Source organism: Streptomyces sp. SM18, from assembly GCF_002910775.2.
GTDB classification, from domain to species: domain Bacteria; phylum Actinomycetota; class Actinomycetes; order Streptomycetales; family Streptomycetaceae; genus Streptomyces; species Streptomyces halstedii.
Genome location: NZ_CP029342.1, coordinates 4,327,011 through 4,346,510, shown reverse-complemented (window position 1 = coordinate 4,346,510; position 19,500 = coordinate 4,327,011). Strand labels below are relative to the sequence as shown.

Annotated in this window: 21 protein-coding genes and 4 tRNA genes; 7 read left to right on the top strand and 18 right to left on the bottom strand. The window is 69.3% G+C overall.

Features of this window, described 5'->3' with window-relative positions; translation table 11 throughout:
- Window positions 1–462 precede the first annotated feature (462 nt).
- The 8 genes from rplL to B9S64_RS19745 all read right to left on the bottom strand — a co-directional run bounded on the left by rplL (window position 463) and on the right by B9S64_RS19745 (window position 5,699).
- On the bottom strand, window positions 463–846 hold the full coding sequence (gene rplL / locus B9S64_RS19780; RefSeq protein WP_103491261.1) for a 50S ribosomal protein L7/L12: 384 nt from the start codon (window positions 844–846) through the stop codon (window positions 463–465).
- A gap of 84 nt (window positions 847–930) precedes the next feature.
- A complete protein-coding gene (gene rplJ, locus B9S64_RS19775) occupies window positions 931–1,488 on the bottom strand; it encodes a 50S ribosomal protein L10 (protein WP_028439267.1) in 558 nt (185 codons plus the stop codon).
- 302 nt (window positions 1,489–1,790) lie between these two features.
- Entirely contained in the window at window positions 1,791–2,717 is a 927-nt protein-coding gene (locus B9S64_RS19770) for a hypothetical protein (protein WP_103491260.1), read from the bottom strand.
- A gap of 147 nt (window positions 2,718–2,864) precedes the next feature.
- Entirely contained in the window at window positions 2,865–3,587 is a 723-nt protein-coding gene (gene rplA / locus B9S64_RS19765; RefSeq protein WP_103491259.1) for a 50S ribosomal protein L1, read from the bottom strand.
- Between the two features lie 82 nt (window positions 3,588–3,669).
- On the bottom strand, window positions 3,670–4,104 hold the full coding sequence (rplK, locus tag B9S64_RS19760) for a 50S ribosomal protein L11 (protein WP_103491258.1): 435 nt from the start codon (window positions 4,102–4,104) through the stop codon (window positions 3,670–3,672).
- A 175-nt stretch (window positions 4,105–4,279) separates the two neighbouring features.
- A complete protein-coding gene (gene nusG, locus B9S64_RS19755; RefSeq protein ID WP_103491257.1) occupies window positions 4,280–5,158 on the bottom strand; it encodes a transcription termination/antitermination protein NusG in 879 nt (292 codons plus the stop codon).
- Window positions 5,159–5,232: 74 nt separating this feature from the next.
- The gene (gene secE / locus B9S64_RS19750) at window positions 5,233–5,520 is read right to left on the bottom strand and encodes a preprotein translocase subunit SecE (protein WP_028439272.1); all 288 of its coding nucleotides are present in this window, start codon (window positions 5,518–5,520) and stop codon (window positions 5,233–5,235) included.
- Between the two features lie 106 nt (window positions 5,521–5,626).
- Window positions 5,627–5,699: transfer RNA gene (locus tag B9S64_RS19745), tRNA-Trp, on the bottom strand.
- Between the two features lie 214 nt (window positions 5,700–5,913).
- Between B9S64_RS19745 and B9S64_RS19740 the strand changes: the two genes are divergently transcribed.
- Together B9S64_RS19740 and B9S64_RS19735 are read left to right on the top strand one after the other, a co-directional pair.
- On the top strand, window positions 5,914–7,140 hold the full coding sequence (locus B9S64_RS19740; protein WP_103491267.1) for a pyridoxal phosphate-dependent aminotransferase: 1,227 nt from the start codon (window positions 5,914–5,916) through the stop codon (window positions 7,138–7,140).
- A 133-nt stretch (window positions 7,141–7,273) separates the two neighbouring features.
- A complete protein-coding gene (locus tag B9S64_RS19735) occupies window positions 7,274–8,287 on the top strand; it encodes an adenosine deaminase (RefSeq protein ID WP_030632157.1) in 1,014 nt (337 codons plus the stop codon).
- Between the two features lie 5 nt (window positions 8,288–8,292).
- Here B9S64_RS19735 and B9S64_RS19730 read toward each other — a convergent pair whose 3' ends face one another.
- The 8 genes from B9S64_RS19730 to B9S64_RS19695 form a co-directional block, all read right to left on the bottom strand.
- Entirely contained in the window at window positions 8,293–9,348 is a 1,056-nt protein-coding gene (locus tag B9S64_RS19730; RefSeq protein WP_181012285.1) for a UDP-N-acetylmuramate dehydrogenase, read from the bottom strand.
- A 53-nt stretch (window positions 9,349–9,401) separates the two neighbouring features.
- Window positions 9,402–10,832: a DHA2 family efflux MFS transporter permease subunit gene (locus tag B9S64_RS19725; protein WP_103491255.1), complete on the bottom strand. Its 1,431-nt coding sequence runs from the start codon at window positions 10,830–10,832 to the stop codon at window positions 9,402–9,404.
- Window positions 10,833–10,993: 161 nt separating this feature from the next.
- A complete protein-coding gene (locus tag B9S64_RS19720) occupies window positions 10,994–11,542 on the bottom strand; it encodes a TetR/AcrR family transcriptional regulator (protein WP_093819744.1) in 549 nt (182 codons plus the stop codon).
- 191 nt (window positions 11,543–11,733) lie between these two features.
- A complete protein-coding gene (locus B9S64_RS19715; protein WP_103491254.1) occupies window positions 11,734–12,162 on the bottom strand; it encodes a MaoC family dehydratase in 429 nt (142 codons plus the stop codon).
- The gene (locus B9S64_RS19710; protein WP_103491253.1) at window positions 12,162–12,614 is read right to left on the bottom strand and encodes a MaoC family dehydratase N-terminal domain-containing protein; all 453 of its coding nucleotides are present in this window, start codon (window positions 12,612–12,614) and stop codon (window positions 12,162–12,164) included. Before B9S64_RS19710 ends, B9S64_RS19715 begins: the two co-directional genes overlap by 1 nt.
- Before the next feature lie 105 nt (window positions 12,615–12,719).
- Complete coding sequence (rpmG, locus tag B9S64_RS19705; protein WP_003956487.1) at window positions 12,720–12,884, bottom strand: 50S ribosomal protein L33; 165 nt, start codon at window positions 12,882–12,884, stop codon at window positions 12,720–12,722.
- 89 nt (window positions 12,885–12,973) lie between these two features.
- Window positions 12,974–13,046, bottom strand: a tRNA-Met gene (locus tag B9S64_RS19700).
- A gap of 45 nt (window positions 13,047–13,091) precedes the next feature.
- Window positions 13,092–13,164: transfer RNA gene (locus tag B9S64_RS19695), tRNA-Thr, on the bottom strand.
- 373 nt (window positions 13,165–13,537) lie between these two features.
- On the opposite strand from B9S64_RS19695, the gene B9S64_RS19690 reads away from it, so the two are divergent.
- Both B9S64_RS19690 and B9S64_RS19685 read left to right on the top strand, forming a co-directional pair.
- Window positions 13,538–14,866, top strand: coding sequence for a hydrolase (locus B9S64_RS19690; protein WP_109492075.1), 1,329 nt, complete (start codon window positions 13,538–13,540; stop codon window positions 14,864–14,866).
- Window positions 14,867–14,902: 36 nt separating this feature from the next.
- Window positions 14,903–15,559 (top strand): SDR family oxidoreductase, encoded by a 657-nt coding sequence (locus tag B9S64_RS19685; protein WP_103492050.1) that lies wholly within the window; start codon window positions 14,903–14,905, stop codon window positions 15,557–15,559.
- An 82-nt stretch (window positions 15,560–15,641) separates the two neighbouring features.
- Here the strand turns inward: B9S64_RS19685 and B9S64_RS19680 are convergent, their stop codons facing one another.
- On the bottom strand, window positions 15,642–16,169 hold the full coding sequence (locus B9S64_RS19680; protein WP_103492049.1) for a TetR/AcrR family transcriptional regulator: 528 nt from the start codon (window positions 16,167–16,169) through the stop codon (window positions 15,642–15,644).
- Between the two features lie 109 nt (window positions 16,170–16,278).
- Between B9S64_RS19680 and B9S64_RS19675 the strand changes: the two genes are divergently transcribed.
- Window positions 16,279–17,343 carry an FAD-dependent monooxygenase gene (locus tag B9S64_RS19675; protein ID WP_103492048.1) on the top strand — a complete coding sequence of 355 codons (1,065 nt, stop codon included), beginning with the start codon at window positions 16,279–16,281 and terminating at the stop codon, window positions 17,341–17,343.
- Between the two features lie 99 nt (window positions 17,344–17,442).
- On the opposite strand, the gene B9S64_RS34555 is transcribed toward B9S64_RS19675, so the two are convergent.
- Window positions 17,443–17,549 (bottom strand) — tRNA-OTHER (locus tag B9S64_RS34555).
- Between the two features lie 315 nt (window positions 17,550–17,864).
- On the opposite strand from B9S64_RS34555, the gene B9S64_RS19670 reads away from it, so the two are divergent.
- Together B9S64_RS19670 and B9S64_RS34195 are read left to right on the top strand one after the other, a co-directional pair.
- Window positions 17,865–18,404, top strand: coding sequence for a hypothetical protein (locus B9S64_RS19670; RefSeq protein ID WP_374936082.1), 540 nt, complete (start codon window positions 17,865–17,867; stop codon window positions 18,402–18,404).
- The gene (locus B9S64_RS34195) at window positions 18,401–19,408 is read left to right on the top strand and encodes a hypothetical protein (RefSeq protein ID WP_146060130.1); all 1,008 of its coding nucleotides are present in this window, start codon (window positions 18,401–18,403) and stop codon (window positions 19,406–19,408) included. The genes B9S64_RS19670 and B9S64_RS34195 overlap by 4 nt, the downstream gene beginning before the upstream one ends.
- Window positions 19,409–19,500 lie beyond the last annotated feature (92 nt).

Below are 19,500 nucleotides of genomic sequence, written 5' to 3'. Positions count from 1 at the left end.
GCAGCTAACAGGCAGCGCAAAGGGTCAGTGTAGCCAAGTGCCACACTGATGTCCAGTCGGGGTACTCAGAGACCCACGTAGCTCGCAACAGCTGTTCTCAACACCTATGAATAGACCTCGCGCGGTGCGCGCTCTTCTTTACTGCCCTCTTCGCTCACGATCCATGCCTCGGAACCGGATCGAGATGACGACGCGTCCTGAGAATTGCGCGCCGCGTGCGGTTCGTCAAGGCCCCGAGGCCCGGACGGGCCCCCCGCGATCTTCACCCGTCGCCCGGGGACCCCGGTTGACGCCCCCGGAGGAACGCACGGCGAAGATCACCCTACTCGTCACCGGCAGAAGATCAAGGCAGCCTCCCGGAGCACGCCGAAGGGCGACCACCCGGATGGGTGATCGCCCTTCGCGAAGTGACGTCCCCGCCTCGCGGCAGGGGGCCCTACAGGAGTCCGGAGACTCCAGGGGTCACTTGACCTCGACGGAGGCGCCGGCGGCCTTGAGGGACTCGGCAGCCTTGTCCGCGGCCTCCTTGGCGACCTTCTCGAGGACCGGCTTCGGGGTGCCGTCGACGAGGTCCTTGGCCTCCTTCAGACCCAGCGAGGTCAGCTCACGCACGACCTTGATGACCTGGATCTTCTTCTCACCGGCGCCGGTGAGGATGACGTCGAACTCGTCCTGCTCGGCGGCGGCCTCGGCGGCCGGAGCACCCGGGCCCGCGGCGACGACGGCGGCCGGAGCGGCGGCGGTGACGTCGAACTTCTCCTCGAAGGCCTTCACGAACTCGGAGAGCTCGATGAGGGTCATGCCTTCGAACTGCTCGAGCAGGTCGTCCTGGGACAGCTTCGCCATGACAGGCGTCCTTCCACTATTCGGCTGGTGCCGGATGTATGTGTCGGCGGGCGTACGTGGAGCCCGCTGGACCGCTGAGCGTGATTACTCGGCGGCCTCGGCGGGAGCCGGAGTACCGGCACCGCCCTGCTCTTCCTTCTTGGCACGAAGCGCCTCCGCGGTGCGGACGAACTTCGAGGGCAGCGCCTGGAAGAGAGCGGCAGCCTGAGACTGCTTGCCCTTCATGGCACCGGCCAGCTTGGAGAGCAGAACCTCGCGGGACTCGAGGTCCGCAAGCTTCTTGATCTCGTCGGCGGACAGCGCCTTGCCGTCAAGGACACCGCCCTTGATGACGAGACTGGGGTTGTCCTTGGCGAAGTCACGAAGACCCTTCGCCGACTCCACCGGGTCACCGGTGACGAAGGCAACCGCCGTCGGACCCGTGAACAGGTCGTCCAGCGCGTCGATCCCGGCCTCGTTGGCCGCAATCTTGGTCAGCGTGTTCTTCACCACGGCGTACTGGGCGTTCTCACCGAGCGAACGGCGCAGCTCCTTGAGCTGGGCCACGGTGAGACCCCGGTACTCGGTCAGCACGGCGGCGTTCGAGCTGCGGAACTGGTCCGTCAGCTCGGCCACCGCGGCAGCCTTGTCGGGCCTTGCCATGAGCGTCGGCCTCCTTCCGGGTGATGAGGACCGCTCAGAAGGGGCCGGGAAAGACGAAACGCCCCGGCGCGGGTGCCAGGGCGTAGCTCGACCGAACCGAAATCCGGGAGACCGGACGGGATCCGGGAGCATTCCACAGTCACCTGCGCAGGTCGTCCGTTCTTGACGGATCCTTCGGTCACCGGCCCTCTTACGAGAGCACAGCGACGACCAGCGGTCTTTGGCTTCTGGGGAAGACTAATGGACCGGCTGCCGGTCAGGCAAATCGGGCCGACGGGGTGAACCCCGCCGGCCCGGCCGGGTCAGGAATTCGCGGCGTCCGCGCCCGCACCGGCCTCCGCGAGCATCTCCATCAGGTCGAAGGTCTCGTCGGCGGGCGGCGCCTTGACGGCGGTCGCGGTGCCGTAGTCCGAGTAGTCGGCGACCATCCGGATCTTGCCCTCCGCGCTGTCGATCCCGATGTCCATGCGGATCGGGTAGCCCTCCTTGTCGACCCAGACCTCGGTGTCGTATCCCGTGATCCCTGCCTTCTTGACGGAGTCCAGCAGGTCCTTGCGCTCCTTCTCCGTGAGGACGTCGAGCGACTTGTTGGTGTCCATCATCTCGTCGACCGCGAGGGAACCCTTGTAGTGCTCGGTGTCGACGCCGTCGATCTTCTCCGCCCCCACGTGCTTGAGGTTCGGCGACTCCAGCAGCATGGCCAGCTGCTGGGACGGGTCCTGGTTGGCGTTCTCCATGCCTCCGGTGAGCTGCTTCTGCGCGGCCTCGTCACCGGACGCCTCCGCCATGGCGGCGACGTCCATCTTCATCCAGCGCTTGCCGTCCATGCCGGACGCGGCCTTCTCGCCCATGTCCATGTACATGACGTTGTCGAGCATGACCATGCGTATCTGCTCGGGCGCGTCCGGGGAGACCTTGAAGGCCTCGCCCTTCATCGTCATGTCCATCGTGTTGGGGTTCCACCCCATCGTGCCGGACATCTCCATGGTGCCGCCGCCGTCCGCCGAGGCGGGCAGCTCCATCGTCATGCGCACCTTGGCCGACCCGGCCGCCGCGGTCTTCTTGTACGCCGCCGTCAGGACCTGCGTCGCCGCGGACCCCGAGCGGTTCTCCGCCTTCGGCGCGTCGGCCGCCTTGTCCTTCTCACCGCTCTGACAGCCGGCGACACCGGCGATCACGATCGCGGCCACCAACGACGCACCGGCGCGCCTCCATGCGGACGTGCTCATGCCCCCACCCCCTGTTGTTCGTTTCTCAACTCACTGCACCGTAACGCACGCCGCTGACAAGACAACAACGGGTAAAGCCCGCCCCCGCGGCTCCGGGGAGTCGCGGGGGCGGGCTTCAGGTCACGGGATCCGCGACAGCCGTCAGGATCAGACGGCGGCCGGGTCCTCCTCGACCAGGAGGTTGCGCACACGGTTGGCGTCCAGCGGGATGCCGGGGCCCATCGTGGTGGTCAGGGACGCCTTCTTGATGAAGCGGCCCTTCGCGGCGGACGGCTTGAGGCGGAGGATCTCCTCCAGGGCCGCGCCGTAGTTCTCGACCAGCTTCGTCTCGTCGAAGGAGACCTTGCCGATGATGAAGTGCAGGTTCGAGTGCTTGTCGACGCGGAACTCGATCTTGCCGCCCTTGATGTCGTTGACGGCCTTCACGACGTCGGGGGTGACGGTGCCGGTCTTCGGGTTCGGCATCAGACCACGCGGACCGAGCACGCGGCCCAGGCGGCCGACCTTGCCCATGAGGTCCGGCGTGGCGACGACGGCGTCGAAGTCCAGACGGCCCTTCGCCACCTCGTCGATGAGCTCGTCGGCGCCGACGATGTCGGCGCCCGCGGCTTCCGCGGCCGCAGCACGGTCACCGGTCGCGAAGACCAGGACCCGGGCGGTCTTGCCGGTGCCGTGCGGGAGGTTCACGGTGCCACGGACCATCTGGTCGGCCTTGCGCGGGTCGACACCCAGGCGGAAGGCGACCTCGACGGTGCCGTCGAACTTCGTGGTGGCGGTCTCCTTGGCGAGGCGGACGGCCTCGAGCGGGGCGTAGGTACGCTCCCGGTCGATCTTGGCGTCCGCAGCGCGGAGGTTCTTGCTGCGCTTCACTGCTGCTCCTGAGGTTTTCAGAGTGCGGAGTCGTGGTGCGGACCAGCGCTTGGCCCTACCACTGAGGACGTACGGGGCTGACTCAGCCTTCGACCGTGATGCCCATGGAACGGGCGGTGCCGGCGATGATCTTCGACGCGGCGTCGAGGTCGTTGGCGTTGAGGTCGGGGAGCTTCGTCGTGGCGATCTCGCGCACCTGGTCGGCCGTGAGCTTGGCGACCTTGTTCTTGTGCGGCTCGCCCGAGCCCTTCTCCACACCCGCGGCCTTGAGGATCAGCTTGGCGGCCGGCGGGGTCTTGGTGACGAAGGTGAAGGAGCGGTCGTCGTAGACCGTGATCTCCACCGGCACGACCATGCCACGCTGCGACTCGGTCGCGGCGTTGTAGGCCTTGCAGAACTCCATGATGTTGACGCCGTGCTGGCCCAGCGCGGGACCGACCGGCGGCGCCGGGTTGGCCGCGCCGGCGTTGATCTGGAGCTTGATAAGCCCCGTGACCTTCTTCTTCTTGGGAGGCATTGCTCTCTCCGGGTCCTAGTGAGAGTGTTTCGCCGCCATACCGGTCATCCGGATGGAGGCATACCGCACAACGATAACGGGTATAGCTGTGCGACCAAAAACCGAGCAGGTCAGACCGGGTTCACCGCCGGTCTGACCTGCTCGGTAGGCATGTGTCCAGAAGGTGCGGAAGCCGCTAGTTCTTCTGGATCTGGTCGAAGCTCAGCTCGACCGGGGTCTCGCGGCCGAAGATCTCGACGAGGCCCTTGACCTTCTTCGAGTCGGCGTTGATCTCGTTGATCGTCGCCTGGAGCGTCGCGAACGGGCCGTCGGTGACGGTGACCGAGTCGCCGACCTCGAAGTCCAGCACCTGGACCTCGACCTTGCGGGCCGGAGCCGGCTTGCCCTCGGCCTCGGCGGCCTCACGGGCGGCCTTCTCCTCGGCCTCGGGGGCGAGCATCTTGACGATCTCGTCCAGGGTCAGCGGGTACGGGTCGTAGGCGTTGCCCACGAAGCCGGTGACGCCGGGCGTGTTGCGGACCACGCCCCAGGACTCGTTCGTCAGGTCCATGCGCACCAGGACGTAGCCGGGGAGCTTGTTCTGACGGACGTTCTTCCGCTCGCCGTTCTTGATCTGGACGATCTCTTCCTCGGGCACCTCGGCCTGGTAGATGAAGTCCTCGACGTTGAGCGAGACGGCGCGCTGCTCCAGGTTGGCCTTCACACGCTTCTCGTAACCGGCGTACGTGTGGATGACGTACCACTCGCCGGGCAGGCCGCGCAGCTCCTCGCGGAGGGCGGCCACGGCGTCGACGGGGGCGGCCGGCTCGGCGCTCTCCACGTCGTCGGCCTCATCGGTCCCGTCGGACGCGGCGGCCTCCCGGGCCTCCGCCTCCTCGTCGGACTCGGTGGTGGTGGCGGCCTCCTCGGCGGGCTCGCCCGCCGCGGCGTCAGCAGCTTCGGCCTGGTCCGGAGCCACGGCATCCGCCGCCTCGACGATGTCGAGCTCGTCCTCGGCGGACTCGACGGCGCGCGCCGTGGGCTCGGCGTCGTCGTTCAGGTTCGGGTCAGACACGATGGCTGCTTCTTCCTGGATACAAATGGGTGGAACATGCGAAAGGGGCGCCGGTGAGGCGCCCTTCGCGGGGATCAGCCGAAGACGTACTTCACGGCCCGCGCGAATCCGAAGTCAATCACGGTGACGAGACCGATCATGACCACCACGAAGACGATCACGACCGAGGTGTACGTCGTCAGCTGACTGCGCGTGGGCCAAACGACCTTGCGCAGCTCGGCGACGATCTGGCGGTAGAACAGCGCGAGGCGGCCCAGCGGGCCCTTCTTGCCGCGCTTGCCGCCCTTCCGAGGCCTCTTCTTCGACTCGGGGGCTTCATCCTCGGCATCAGGCATGTCGATGGAGCCCACGGCGTCCGTCACGCTACTCACCTGATTCCGGGTCGTGGCCGTGCCGCGCCCGGTGGAGCCGCACGGCGGTGCATTGAAGTACGTACATGCGCACACATCCTGGCGAAGGAGTGTGTAGCAGGGCCGGAGGGACTTGAACCCCCAACCGCTGGTTTTGGAGACCAGTGCTCTACCAATTGAGCTACGACCCTTTGTGGTATCCACCAACCTACCGCATCCTCCCCGGTGGCCCGAGTGGGAAAACGGTGCGGCTGATGAAGGCCAACGACAGGTGAGTGTACGTGCTCGGGGCCTCCGCGTCGAACAGACAACTACCGACCGGTCCTGTCCGGATGCTGTCCGGGTCCTGTCCGGTCCCTGAAACCCCTGTGCCGGCGGCGTTTGCGGTCTGCGAGCATGGGGGGCATGAGCGCTGCAACTTCTCCGTCCGAGCGCCGGGTCTCCGCCCGCATCGGTGCGATCTCCGAGTCCGCCACCCTCGCCGTCGACGCCAAGGCCAAGGCCCTCAAGGCCGCCGGACGTCCGGTGATCGGCTTCGGCGCCGGCGAGCCCGACTTCCCGACCCCCGACTACATCGTCGACGCCGCGGTCGAGGCCTGCCGCAACCCGAAGTACCACCGCTACACCCCGGCCGGCGGGCTCCCCGAGCTCAAGGCCGCCATCGCGGAGAAGACGCTGCGCGACTCCGGCTACGAGGTCGACCCCTCCCAGATCCTGGTGACCAACGGGGGCAAGCAGGCCATCTACGAGGCCTTCGCCACGATCCTCGACCCGGGCGACGAGGTCATCGTCCCCGCCCCGTACTGGACCACCTACCCGGAGTCCATCCGTCTCGCCGGCGGTGTGCCGGTCGAGGTCGTCGCCGACGAGACCACCGGGTACCGCGTCTCGGTCGAGCAGCTGGAGGCGGCCCGCACCGAGCGCACCAAGGTCGTCCTGTTCGTCTCCCCCTCCAACCCGACCGGTGCCGTCTACAGCGCGGCCGACACCGAGGCGATCGGCCGCTGGGCCGTCGAGCACGGCCTGTGGGTCATGACCGACGAGATCTACGAGCACCTGGTCTACGGCGACGCGACGTTCACCTCGCTCCCGGCGGTCGTGCCCGAGCTGCGTGACAGGTGCGTCGTCGTCAACGGCGTCGCCAAGACGTACGCCATGACCGGCTGGCGGGTCGGCTGGCTCATCGGCCCGAAGGACGTCGTCAAGGCCGCGACCAACCTCCAGTCGCACGCCACCTCCAACGTGAGCAACGTCGCCCAGGTCGCGGCGCTGGCCGCCGTCTCCGGTCCGCTGGACGCGGTCGCCGAGATGCGCACCGCCTTCGACCGCCGCCGCCGCACGATCGTGCGGATGCTCAACGAGATCGAGGGCGTCGTCTGCCCCGAGCCCGAGGGCGCGTTCTACGTCTACCCGTCGGTGAAGGGGCTGCTCGGCAAGGAGATCCGCGGCACGCGCCCGGCCTCCTCCGTGGAGCTGGCCGCGCTCATCCTGGACGAGGCCGAGGTCGCCGTCGTACCGGGCGAGGCCTTCGGTACGCCGGGTTACCTGCGGCTGTCGTACGCCCTGGGCGACGAGGACCTGGCCGAGGGTGTCTCGCGGATCCAGAAGCTGCTGGGCGAGGCCCGCGACTGAACCTGACCCCCGTGACGGGGTCCGGCCCCCGGCGTTCCGCACCAAGGACGCCGGGGGCCGCTTTTTGTTCGACGCGTCACCCTCGACGGGAACCGGCTACCGCGACACCCCGCCGATGCGGCAAGATCCTTGAATGGAGCGTGACGTACGGCTGTTGCCCAAGGCCCATCTGCATCTGCACTTCACCGGGTCGATGCGGCCCACGACCCTGCTCGAACTGGCGGACAAGTACGGGGTACGCCTGCCCGACGCGCTGACCGGCGGCGAACCGCCCCAGCTGCGGGCCACCGACGAGCGTGGCTGGTTCCGCTTCCAGCGCCTCTACGACATCGCCCGCTCCTGCCTGCGTGAGCCGGAGGACATCCAGCGGCTGGTCCGGGAGACCGCCATGGAGGACGTCGCGGACGGCTCGGGGTGGCTGGAGATCCAGGTCGATCCCACCTCGTACGCGCCCCTGCTGGGCGGGCTCATCCCGGCCATCGAGATCATCCTCGACGCCGTGGACAGCGCGTCGCGGGAGACCGGGCTCGGGATCCGGGTGGTGATCGCGGCGAACCGGATGAAGCACCCGCTGGACGCCCGGACCCTGGCGCGGCTCGCCGTGCGGTACGCGGACCGGGGTGTCATCGGCTTCGGCCTGTCCAACGACGAACGCCGGGGCATGGCACGCGACTTCGACCGGGCCTTCGCCATCGCCCGGGAAGGCGGTCTGCTGGCCGCCCCGCACGGCGGTGAGCTCTCCGGGCCCGCGAGCGTCCGGGACTGCCTGGACGACCTGGACGCCTCCCGGATCGGGCACGGCGTACGGGCGGCGGAGGACCCCCGGCTGCTGAGCAGGCTCGCCGAGCGGGGCGTGACCTGCGAGGTGTGCCCGGCGTCCAACGTGGCGCTCGGCGTCTACGAGAAGCCCGCGGACGTGCCGCTGCGCACCCTGTTCGACGCGGGGGTCCCGATGGCGCTGGGGGCGGACGACCCGCTGCTCTTCGGTTCGCGGCTGGCCGCCCAGTACGACCTGGTCCGCCGCCACCACGCGTTCACCGACGAGGAACTGGCCGAGCTGGCACGGCAGTCCGTGCGCGGCTCGGCGGCGCCCGAGGACGTACGCGCGTCGATGCTGAGCGGGATCGACGGCTGGCTCGCCGGCTGACGCCCTCAGAGGCTGACGCCGACCGTCACCGGTTCGTTGACGAGGGTGACCCCGAAGGCCTCGCGCACCCCGTCGACGACCTCGCGGGCGAGCATCAGCAGATCCTCGGTGGTCGCGTCGCCGCGGTTGGTGAGGGCGAGCGTGTGCTTGGTGGAGATGCGGGCGGAGCCGGTGCCGTACCCCTTGGTGAAGCCCGCCTTGTCGATGAGCCAGGCGGCGGACGTCTTCACGCGGCCCTCGCCGGCCGGGAAGGCCGGGGGTGTGACGTCGGCGCCCAGCCGGGCCCCGGCGCGCGCCAGGAAGGCGGTGTACGCCTCCTCGTCGAGGATCGGGTTGGTGAAGAAGGACCCCGCCGACCAGGTGTCGTGGTCGTCCGGGTCGAGCACCATGCCCTTGCCGGCCCGCAGGCGCAGGACGGTCGCGCGGGCCTCGCCCAGGGGCACCCGGTCGCCCTGCCCGACACCCATGGCGCGGGCGGTCTCCGGGTAGCGCAGGGGCGCGGAGAGCCCTCCCGCGTCCTCCAGCGCGAACCGGACGCGCAGCACCACGTAACGGTCGGGTTCGGCCTTGAAGCGACTGTGCCGGTAGGCGAAGGCGCACGCCTCGTTGGGCAGGGTGACGCTCTCGCCGGTGTGCCGGTCGTAGGCGACGACCTCGGTGACGACCGAGGACACCTCCTGCCCGTAGGCGCCGACGTTCTGGATCGGGGTGGCACCGGCGGATCCGGGGATTCCGGCGAGGCACTCGATGCCCGCCAGTCCCGCCTCGACCGTGCGGGCCACGGCGTCGGTCCAGACCTCGCCGGCGGCCAGTTCGAGCGTCGTACCGGAGAGCGCGAAGCCCTTGGTGGCGATGCGCAGGGCGGTGCCGTCGAAGCCCTTGTCGCCGATCACCAGGTTGGAGCCGCCGCCGATGACCAGCAGCGGGGTGCCGCTCCGGTCGGCTTCGCGTACGGCGGCGATCACCTCGTCGTCCGTGGTGGCGGTCAGCAGGCGGGTCGCGGGTCCGCCGAGCCGGAAGGTGGTCAGGGGGGCGAGGGGGGCGTCGTGGAGTTCCTGCACGGGGACAAGAGTACGGTCCACGGCCCGGGGCGGGGCCATGGACCGTACGCGTCTCAGGCGGAGAGCGGCACGCGTGCGTCCGCCGTCTCGGGTGCCGGGGCCTGTGCCGTGCGGCGGCCGGGTATGAACAGGGCCACGAGCGCGGCGAGGGCCACCACCCCGGCGCCGATCCAGACGGCGGGCACGGTGCCGTCGGCGAAGGCCTGCGGGGAGCCGTATCCGCCGTGCGCCGAGAAGACCGAGGCCAGTACGGCGACGCCGAGCGCCCCGCCGACCTCCCGGAGGGCGTTGTTGGCGCCGGAGGCCATGCCCTGCTCGCCCGGCCGGACGCTGGACATCACCAGGCTGGAGGCGGGCGCGAAGTACAGGGCCATGCCGATGCCGCCGATGATCAGACCGGGCAGCTGGGCGGCGTATCCGACGTCCGGTTCCAGGACCGCCGCGAAGAGGCCGAGGCCCAGCGCCTGGAGGGCGAGTCCGGTCACCACGACGGGGCGGCCGCCGAACCGGTCGGAGAGGTATCCGGCGACGGGCGCCACCAGCATCGGCATCCCGGTCCAGGGGAGCATGCGCAGACCCGCCTCGGTGGGCGAGTAGCCCAGCGCGCTCTGGAGGAACTGGCTGAGCAGGAAGATCGAGCCGAACATGCCGAGGAACATCAGCAGACTGGCGACGTTGATCCCGAAGAAGGCCCGGTTCCGGAAGAGCCGCATGGGCAGGACCGGGTGCGCGGCGCGGAACCCGTGGCGGACGAAGGCGCCGAGCAGGGCCGTCCCCGCGATCAGCCCGGTCAGTACACCGGGGCTGGTCCAGCCGTCGCCCGTGGCGCTGACCAGTGCGTAGACGATGCCGAAGAGGCCCGCGCTGACCAGGGCCGTGCCGCGGATGTCGAGGGGTGCCTTCGGGGCGTACGACTCGGCCAGCCGCAGCCGTGCCAGGGGCAGCAGGACCAGGCCGACCGGCACGTTGAGCCAGAAGATCCACTGCCAGGAGAGGTGTTCGGTGAGACTGCCGCCGACCAGCGGACCGCTGGCGACCGCGAGTCCGGTGACCGCGCCGAAGACGCCGTAGGCCATGCCGCGCCGGGCGGGCGGTACGGCGGCGGTGAGCAGGGTGAGGGTGAGCGGCATCATGACCGCGGCTCCGACGCCCTGGACGGCGCGGAAGGCGATGAGCGCGCCGATGCCGGGCGAGAGGGCGGCCGCGGCGGAGGCCGCGGTGAAGACGGCGAGACCGGCCAGGAAGAGCCGGCGCCTGCCGAAGCGGTCACCGAGCGCGGCGCCGGTCATCAGCAGGACCGCGAAGGTGAGGGTGTAGGCGTTCACCGTCCATTCCAGCTCCGCCAGCTCGCCTCCCAGGCTCGTGCGGATGGACGGCAGGGCGGTGGTGACGACGAGGTTGTCGAGCGCCGCCATGAACCCGGCGATACTCGTGAGGACGAGGGCCCAGACCGCTCCCCCGCGGCTGGATGCCTGCTGCTTCACTGTTCCCCCCAGAGGGTTAGTTATCAATGACTAACTTATGCGGACAGAAAACCGGGCCGAGCCCGGGTGGGTCATGGGCGGCGCGCCCGGAAACTTCCTGGTGCGCCCCGTACGGGAACTTCCTGGTGCGCCCCGCGCGGTTCCGTTCCGGCGGGGCCGTCTCAGGCGGTGGGCCGGGCCGAGAGGTAGAAGCCCTCCCACACGCGGTGGCCGGCCGGGAAGCCCAACGAGGCCAGCGTGTTGATGAGCATGCCGTAGGCGAGGAACGTCGTGGTCTCGTCGTGGTCCGCCCCCAGGACGAGGTGGATCTCGTCCCACATCCGCTCCCACCCGGTGCGCAGCCGCTCCCCGAACGCGTGGTCCCCCGCCGCCTCGGCCGCCGCGGTGGCCGCGTACATCTGCATCTGCATCATCAGCTTGTCGGGGTCCTCGACGATGAGCCGCTGGTACGCCGCCGCCATGGCCTGGAGCGCCTCTTCACCCTCCAGGCCGTCGGCGGCCCGGAGGAACACCGCCCGGGTGTCCTCCAGACAGCGTTCGGCCGCGGCCAGGAAGAGCGCCTGCTTGTTGGGGAAGAGCCGGAAGAGGTAGGGCTGCGAGACGCCGACCCGCTTGGCGATCGCCTCCGTGGAAGTGCCGTTGTACCCGCCGCGGGCGAATTCCGTGACCGCCGCCCGCACGGCGCTCTCCCGCCTGTCCTCCGCGCTCATCCGTGCCATGCAGGTAAGTTATTGCTTAATCACTAACTACGTCAAGTGGGTACACCGGGGGCCTTGGTTCCCGGGCGCGGGGAGGGGCGGACGCACCGGCTCCGGGTCCAGGGGCGGCTACGGCGAAGGGGCGCCCCCAGGACGCCCCTTCGCACCGCCTCCCGGCAGCCTGACCTGGGTCCGGGCGGCCGTCAGGCCAGCCGGACCACGGCGCGGGACATACCCAGCACCTTCTTGCCGTCGCTCATCGCGACCAGGTCCACGCGCACCAGGTTGTCGTCCAGCTTGACCGCCACCTTGCCGCTGACCTCGACCGTGGCGCCCTTGTCGTCGTCCGGCACGACCACGGGCTTGGTGAACCGCACGCCGTACTCCACGACCGCGCCCGGATCGCCCACCCAGTCGGTGACCACCCGGATCGCCTCGGCCATCGTGAACATGCCGTGCGCGATCACGTCGGGCAGTCCGACCTCGCGGGCGAACCGCTCGTTCCAGTGGATCGGGTTGAAGTCGCCCGAGGCTCCGGCGTACTGCACGAGCGCGGCACGCGTCACGGGGAACGTCTGCGCCGGCAGCTCCGTACCGACCTCGACGGACTCGTAGGTCCTGTTCGCCGTCATCACGCCTCCTCGGCGGCGCGCGCCACCAGCTTCGTCCACGCGGTCACCACGTGCTCACCCGACGCGTCGTGCACCTCGCCGCGGACGTCCACGACGTCGTTGCCCGCCAGCGACTTGATGGACTCGATCGTCGAGGTGACCGTGAGCCGGTCGCCCGCCCGCACGGGACGCGTGTACGCGAACTTCTGGTCGCCGTGCACCACACGGCTGTAGTCCAGGCCCAGCTGCGGGTCCCGCACCACCAGACCCGCGGCCTTGAACGTGATGGAGAACACGAACGTGGGCGGGGCGATCACATCCGGATACCCCAGAGCCTCGGCGGCCTCCGGATCCACGTACGCGGGATTGGCGTCACCCACCGCCTCCGCGAACTCCCGGATCTTCTCCCGGCCGACCTCGTAGGCAGGGGTGGGCGGATAGGTCCGCCCCACGAAGGACTGGTCGAGCGCCATGGGCCCGCTACCTCCTGGTGAAAAAAGTGGAACAGGGCGAGGAACACACCACCACAACGACACGAGGCCGCCCCCAGTGGGGGCGGCCTCGTGTACGAGCCTGTTTCAGCGCGTTTCGCGGTGCGCGGTGTGCGAGTTGCAGCGCGGGCAGTGCTTCTTCATCTCAAGACGGTCCGGGTTGTTACGCCGGTTCTTCTTGGTGATGTAGTTCCGCTCCTTGCACTCCACGCAGGCCAGCGTGATCTTCGGGCGGACGTCGGTGGCAGCCACGTGAGTGCTCCTTGGACGGACGGTGGACGGATGAACGCAAAAAAAGAGTAGCCGATCGAAGGACCGACCCCGCAATCGGCTACCGAAAGTAGCGGTGACCGGACTTGAACCGGTGACACAGCGATTATGAGCCGCTTGCTCTACCGACTGAGCTACACCGCTTTGATGATGAGATCCCCCGCCGAAGCGGGTTCCCTCGATCACCAGAGCCCCAATGCGGAATCGAACCGCAGACCTTCTCCTTACCATGGAGACGCTCTACCGACTGAGCTATTGGGGCGAGCGAGGAAGACATTACACGGTCGGCCGCCGATCGCCCAAATCCGTTTCGGAGGCCTCCGTGCGACCCGGCACCCGCTCCGGACGCCCGTCCCGGCCGCCTCGGCCATCCGGCCCCTGATCAGGCCTTGATCGCTTCGCCGGGCCTCTTTCGGAAGCGCCCCGCCGCCCTGGGAGCACCCGTGGGGAACGCCTGCTCCCCAGGGTCGCACTCGTACGACTATTCCACCTCTCCCCGGGAGGAACCGGACACCCATCGGCTGTTCCGTCGCACCCGGCGGAACAGCCCTTAGGCTCGGCCGCACTCCACGTGATCACGCCCCGGCGGTCCCGTGTCCCGTCCCGTGTCCCCCGCAGCCCCCTCCAGGAGCGCGATGCCCGACAGCCGCCCGCAGTGGCCCGGCGGCAGTACGGCCGGACCCGGACCCGGACCCTCCACCCTGCTGCTCAGCGGGGTCCGGCTCTCCGACGGGCGGACCGCCGACGTCCTGATCGACGGGCGGCGTATCGAGTCGGTGGGCACGGCCGGCAGCCTCGGCACCCAGGGCACTCGGCTGGACCTGCGCGGCTACCTCCTGCTGCCGGCCCCCGCCGAGCCGCACGCCCACAGCGACACCGCTCTCACCGCCTCCACCGGACAGATCGGCGCGCACAGCGCCTCCCCCGGACAGGCCGGCGCGCTCACCGCCGACGACGTCCGGCGCCGCGCCACCGAGGCCGCCCTCCTCCAGCTCAGCCACGGCGCCACCGCGCTGCGCGCCCAGGTACGCGTCACGACCGGGACGGGCCTCGCGCCGCTCGACGCCGTCCTGGAGGCCGGCCGCTCACTGCGCGGGCTCATGGACCTGACCGTCGTCGCCGTCTCCGGACCCCTCACCGGGCGCGCGGGGGCCGACGGACTCGCCCTGCTCCGCGACGCGGTGGACCGGGGTGCGGACGTCGTCGGGGGCCGCCCGGACCTGGACCCCGACCCGGGTGGCCACGCCGAAGCCGTACTCGGCCTCGCAGCCGGGCACGGCCTCCCCGTGGACCTGCACACGGACGCGGACGACCCGGCGCTCCTGGCCCGGTTCGCCGCGACGGCCGGCGCGTTCGGCCCCGGAGTCTCCCTCGGCCCGTGCGGCGGCCTCTCCCGGCTGCCCGAGGACATGGCCGCCGCGGCCGCCGACCGGCTCGCCGCCGCCGGGGTGACGGTGGTCTGCCTCCCGCAGGGCGGCTGCGCCGGCTCGCGCCTGCGTGACACGGCGCCGGCAGGACTGCTGCGGGCCGCCGGGGTACGCCTGGCGGCCGGGAGCGGCGCCCTGCGCGACGCCGCGCGCCCGGTCGGCCGGGGGGACCCGCTGGAGGCGGCGTACCTCCTGGCCGCCCAGCACGGCCTGGACGCGGCGGCCGCGTACGACGCGGTCTCCGCCACCGCCAGGGCGGCCATGGGCCTGCCCGAGGTACGCGTCGAGGCCGGGTCCCCGGCGGAACTGCTCGCCGTACGGGGCGACGACCTCCCGGGGGCGCTGTCCCTGGCGTACAGCCGGATCGTGGTGCACCGCGGCCGGGTGGTGGCCCGGACCGGCGCCGTACGCGAGTACCGCGCGCACGGGGACCGGGCCCCCGGGGGCGGTGCCGTACGCGACGCTTCCGCCTGGGGGACCGCCGGGGTCCTGGGCCTGCCCCGGCAGGGCCGTACCGGTCCCGGCGGCGAGCTCTGAGCGCGGGCACGCGCGCCCCGGCGTACGGTCGGGAACATGCGCATTGTCATTGCAGGTGGACACGGACAGATCGCGATGCGGCTGGAGCGGTTGCTCGCCGCGCGCGGTGACCAAGCGGTGGGCGTCATCCGCGACCCGAAGCAGAGCGGGGACCTCCAGGAGGCCGGGGCGGAGCCTCTGGTCCTCGACCTCGAATCGGCCGGCGTCGAGGAGGTCGCGGAGGCCCTGCGCGGCGCCGACGCGGTGGTCTTCGCGGCGGGCGCGGGCCCGAACAGCGGCGCGGAACGCAAGGACACGGTGGACCGGGGCGCGGCGGTGCTCTTCGCGGACGCGGCGGAACGCGCGGGCGTACGCCGCTACATCGTCGTCTCCTCGATGGGCGCCGACCCCGACCACAGCGGCGACGAGGTCTTCGACGTCTACCAGCGGGCCAAGGGCCAGGCGGACGCGTACGTGCGTTCCAGGGCGGACCTGGACTGGACGATCCTGCGCCCCGGGATGCTGACGAACGACGCGGGCACCGGACGGGTGCTGCTGGCGGTCTCGACGGGCCGGGGCCCGGTCCCGCGCGACGACGTGGCCGCGATCCTGCTGGAGCTGCTGGACACTCCGGCGACGGCGGGCCTGACCCTGGAGCTGATCTCCGGGAGCACGCCGGTGGCGGTCGCGGTGCGTGACGTCGCCGGGAACTGACCCGCGCAGCCCGCGTACCCGTACGTCACACCCGTGCGTCACAACCCGTACGTCACGAGGAGCCCCTGTCCGGCCGGGCCGGTCAGGGGCTCCGGTCCGTCTCCGGCAGGTGGTCCGTCTCCGGGAGGTTCAGGGCCGAGGGCAGCCCGGCGACCACGTCGGCGCCGGAGGGCCCGTGCTCCGGGTCGACCAGCCACTGGAGCATCAGCCCGCTCAGCAGGGCGAGCGGAACCGAGCCGCCGAGCCCCTCCCTGGCCTCCCGCTGTCCGGCGGCGAGGTGTTCGCGTACCTCGGGCGACCGCTCCGCCTGCACCACGGCCTCGATCTGAGCCACCCACAGCGCCCGGTGCGTGGTGAAGCTGTCGATCAGGGCCTGCCAGCGCTCCTGGGGCTCTCCCCCCGGCGCCCGGCCGGCGAGCTGGTCACCGAGCTCGTCCACGGCCTCCACCAGCGCCCGGGTCAGCAGTGCGTCCCGGGAGCCGAAGTGATAGCCGATGGCCGCGTGACTGACCCCGGCCGCGGCGGCGATGTCCCGGACGGTGGTGCGGGCCCAGCCGCGTTCGACCAGGCATTGCTTGGCGCCTCTGAGCAGGTCTTCCCGGTTTCCCATGCCCGCACCCTACCGAAAAGTTGCCCAAGCGGTTCATTCATGCGTTCCATCCATACGGTTGAACCAAACGGATTGACCATATGGTCAAATTCTCGCTACGGTCGTTCCCATGACCTCCAAGACCGTTCTGATCTCCGGGGCGAGCGTGGCCGGACCGGCCCTCGCCCACTTCCTGCGGCGCGACGGATACGACGTGACGGTGGTGGAACGTGCACCGACGTTGCGCGACAGCGGGTACGCGGTGGACTTCCGCGGTGCCGCCTTCGACGTACTCGACGAGATGGGCCTGCTGGACGAGGTGTGGACGCACGACACCAAGATGCGCGGCACCGCCCTCGTGGACGAGACGGGCGCCGAGACGGGGCGACTGCCCGCCGAGGTGTTCGCCGGCGAACTGGAGGTGCCCAAGCGTGAGCTGACCCGGATCCTGCACCGGATCACCGAGGACGAGGTGGAGTACGTCTTCGACGACTCGATCAGCTCCCTCGTCCAGGACGACTCCGGAGTCACGGTCGAATTCGAGCGCGGGGCGCCCCGCCGGTTCGCTATGGTGCTCGGCGCGGACGGGCTGTACTCGAAGGTCCGGCAGCTGGCGTTCGGCCCGCACGCCGACGCCCTGGAACACCTGGGCCTGTCCGGAGCCGGCTTCACCACCGCCGACTTCCTCGGCCTGGACCGCAGCGGGGTGCTGCACCAGGGGAACGGCCGGGCGATCTACGCGTACGGCCCCCACGACGGAGACCGGATGGCGGTCAGCCTCTCCTTCGCCACCAGCTCACCCGCCCTGGACCGCCGCCCGCGCGAGGAGCAGGAACACGCGGTCCGCACCGCGTTCGCCGACTGCGGCTGGGTGGCCCCGCGCCTGCTGCGCGCGATGACGGAGGCCGACGACCTCTACTTCTCGTCCTCGTCCCAGGTGTGCTTGAACCGCTGGTCGCACGGCCGCGTCGCACTGGTCGGCGACGCGGGCTACTGCGCGGCGCCGACCAGCGGCATGGGCACCTCGCAGGCGTTGATCGGCGCACGAACCCTGACCCGGCACCTGGCCGCCTCGGCGGACGACCACCGGACGGCGTTCACGGCGTACGAGGCCGAACTGCGCCCGTACGTCGCGGAGAACCAGGCCAAGGGCCGCGAGGGCGCGAGGGCCTTCGGCGGCGGACCGACGAGCTGAGCCACGGGGTGCCCGTGTAGGCCCGCGCTGCACTGCCCACACACGCAGAAACCCCGCCCGACCTGCACTGAAGCAGGTCGAACGGGGTTTCCCGTCCTGTGGCGGCGCCAGGATTCGAACCTGGGAAGGCTGAGCCGGCAGATTTACAGTCTGCGCGGCATCCACGTCTCAATGTGCATCGTTGTTACCGGAGTGAGCATGTTGCCCCACAGAGACCCCGCAGGCAGGCACATAGCGTGTCGCTCCACAACCGCCTACTCCCCGATCCTGTTCGAGCGTCAGGGCCTGAGAGCTCGGCCTGTCGGCAGCGCCACTCAGCGGCGGAAGACACCCGGCATCCGTCGACTGGTGAGACCCCAGTGTCAGAGCGGCAACGTACCGTCGCGTCTCTGCAAAGCCACCCGAGGTACCAACCCATACCGAGCGCGCCAGTGCGCGACAACGATCCGAGCAGAGGCCCTTCATGCCCCTCCGCTAGTCACATAGAGTGCTGGCGTCACTCCGATCGCCTCTGGAGCTACATGCCTCCGCTTCCGCCATTCGACCCTGGCACCCTCTGCCCGCCGCCGGGACGCTACCCCCTGACCTGGGATGAAGTCGAAAGTCGGCTGGTGCGGGCACCTGAGTTCGTGCAGTCAGGCACCCGCTCCGACCTGTGGGATGAGCTGCAGTTTCATCATGCGCAGTCCGTTTGCCTGTTCGGCTGGGTGAGGCGAATCTGGCTGGCAGGAAGCTTCGTAAGCGGCAAACTGGACCCCAGTGACGTAGACCTTGCCTACCTGATTGACGCCGACGCTTTCGGGGCAATCACGGAGGCAGACGACCTTGCCAACCTTGCCAACCTCGGGGACCGGGAGTGGTGCGTGAAGCACGAGATGCGGATCGACGCGTACTTCCTGCCCCTGCCTGCGACAGTGGCTTTTGAGGACTTGGGCATCACTGGCGCGATGGAAGCTGGGGACGCTGAGGTCTTCCAGTCTCTGGGTCTCTACGACGAGATCTGGCAGCGTACTCGCGGCTCCCGCGGGGAACGCCGAGGGTACGTGGAGGTGACACCATGACCGCAAAGCACCGATTCCCTGACATGGCAGACAAAGCCGCCTTGCGGGCGTGGATGGCAGCACGTCGCACTGAGACTCCTCGCAAGTCGCCGCCTCGCACACTGGCAGAGTTTCGATCGCTCCAGCTTAAAAAGCTTGCGCGCACGCTACAAGGTGATTCCGACCTTCCCGAATTGCCGCAGGACAGGGAACGCCCTGTTCTCAAATTCGCACTGGATGGAAAATCAGTGCGCAATCACCGCGCGGAAGCCTCAGTGCTCGGCGACTGGCTCCACACCTTGCAAACGGCTGTTCAATCAGTCGCCTATGCTCTCGACGACCTGCGTCAGCGGCGAGAGGCAGGCCCTGTACCGGGAGAGATCAAGCGTGCTACACGACTATTCTCCGGCCCGGTGTTTGCTTCTTCGTATGGCATGGTCCTGCAAGGCGCACCGAATCTAGGGCAGGCCGAACTCCCTGGAAGCGGAACAGAAGTGTTGCTAGATAAAGCCATCAATCGACTCTTCGATATTACCGATGGCGCCAGTAAGGAATCCGACGCGGAAGAGGCCATTCTAGATGCCGTTTTGCCACTAGGTCGACGAGCCATTAAGCAGCTATCTGACTTGTCTCACATCTTGGCATCAAGCGGAACGAATGTGACCCTTACATGGGAATCCAAGACCACCACACACAGGACTTCCACCTTCACTTCCGCCAGCGCAGCCCGATGCCGGAAGGCGCTGCAAGACGCGAGAATTGAAGACGCCAGCGAACGACTTACTGGTCTACTCGTCGGCGGCAGCAAGCTGCGCGGGTTCATTGAACTTGAGGTTGCCGGAAAGGGCCTTATCGTTGTCCGAACTGCGAAGGATGACGTCACAGGAATCCTGGCAGTACATACGGACAAGGAAGTGAAAGCGGATGTGCACGTCCTAATCGCACGTTCCCCCGGCGGACGCGAGCACCGCAGCTATGTACTGATTGACCTGCAGGGCAGAAGATCAGTATCACCTGACAGCTAGGTATGAGCCTCGCACTATCACGCCGCAGCCTGGCCGCATCGCCCACGTGCGGCAACTAGGCATACCTAAAGGGCCCCACCAATACAACCTCA